The sequence below is a fragment of the Janthinobacterium sp. PC23-8 genome (assembly GCF_002250505.1).
Taxonomy (GTDB): Bacteria; Pseudomonadota; Gammaproteobacteria; order Burkholderiales; family Burkholderiaceae_D; genus Janthinobacterium.
The window spans coordinates 1-1330 of the sequence record NZ_NJGY01000010.1; the positions used below are offsets into that span (position 1 = coordinate 1).

Sequence of the window (1330 nt, forward strand, 5' to 3'; positions counted from 1 at the left end):
CCGCCACCGTCAATAGTGCCGGCGCCACCTTTGCCGGCATGTTCAACGGCGACGTCCTGACGGTCAGCGCCAGCTCGGCATCGTTTGCCGACAAGAACGTCGGCAGCGGCAAGACCGTCACCGCCAGCGGCCTGACACTCGGCGGCACTGATGCGGGCAACTACCAACTGACGGCGGTGAACGGCAGCGGCACCGGCATCATCACCAAGGCGCAAGTGACCGGCGTGAGCGCTATCGCGGCCGGCAGCAAGACTTATGACGCCGGCACCACCGCCACCGTCAGCAATGCCGGCGCCACCTTTGCCGGCATGTTCAATGGCGACGTCCTGACGGTCAGCGCCACCTCGGCATCGTTTGCCGACAAGAACGTGGGCAGCGGCAAAACCGTCACCGCCAGCGGCCTCACCCTGGGTGGCACGGATGCGGGCAACTACACCCTGACCGCCAGCACCGGCAGCGGCACCGGCACCGGCACCATCACCCAGGCGCAAATTGCCAGCGTCAGCGGCATCACCGCCGTCACCAAAACCTATGACGGCACGGACGCGGCTACCTTGAACGCCGGCGCCACCTACAATGGCGTGCTGGGTAGTGACAGCCTGTCGTTTACCGCCACCAAGGCGGCCTTCGGCGACAAGAACGCCGGCAACGGCAAGACGGTCAAGGTCGAAGGCATCGTTCTGGGTGGCCTTGACGCGGGCAACTACAGCCTGGCCAGCAACACCGCCAGCGGCAGCGGCGCCATTACGCCGAAAGCGCTGACGGTAACGGGCGCGACGGCGGGCGACAAGGTCTATGATGGCACCTTGGCCGCCAGCGTGACGGGCGGCGCCCTGAACGGCCTGGTCAATAACGAAACCCTGACGCTGACAGGGCTGACGGGCACGTTTGCCAACCAGAATGCGGCCAGCAATATCGCCGTGACAGCCAGCGGCGCGGCCCTGCTTGATGGCACCGGCCTGGCCAGCAACTACACGGTCGGCAATCCGAGCGGCCTGACAGCCAATATCACGCCGAAGCAACTGAACATCGCTGGCATAACGGCAGGCAACAAGGTCTATGACGGCACCCTGGCGGCCAGCTTGTCGGGTGGCACCCTGAGCGGCCTGGTGGGCGAAGAGACCCTGCTGCTGTCCGGCACCAGTGGCGTGTTCGGCGACAAAAACGTGGGCAACGCCAAGGCAGTGACCGTCAGCGGCGCCAGCCTGGCGGACGGCACTGGCCTGGCCAGCAACTACACGGTGGCCAATCCGACCGGCTTGACGGCCAGCATCACGGCCAAGGCGCTGACGGTCACGGGCCAGCTGGCCGGCAATAAAGTCTATGACGG

Annotated in this window: 1 protein-coding gene; it reads left to right on the plus strand. The window is 65.9% G+C overall.

Features of this window, described 5'->3' with window-relative positions; all coding sequences use genetic code 11:
* Positions 1 to 1330, plus strand: a 1330-nt coding sequence (locus CD932_RS29115; protein WP_254926800.1) for a YDG domain-containing protein, incomplete at both ends; no start/stop codon positions are given.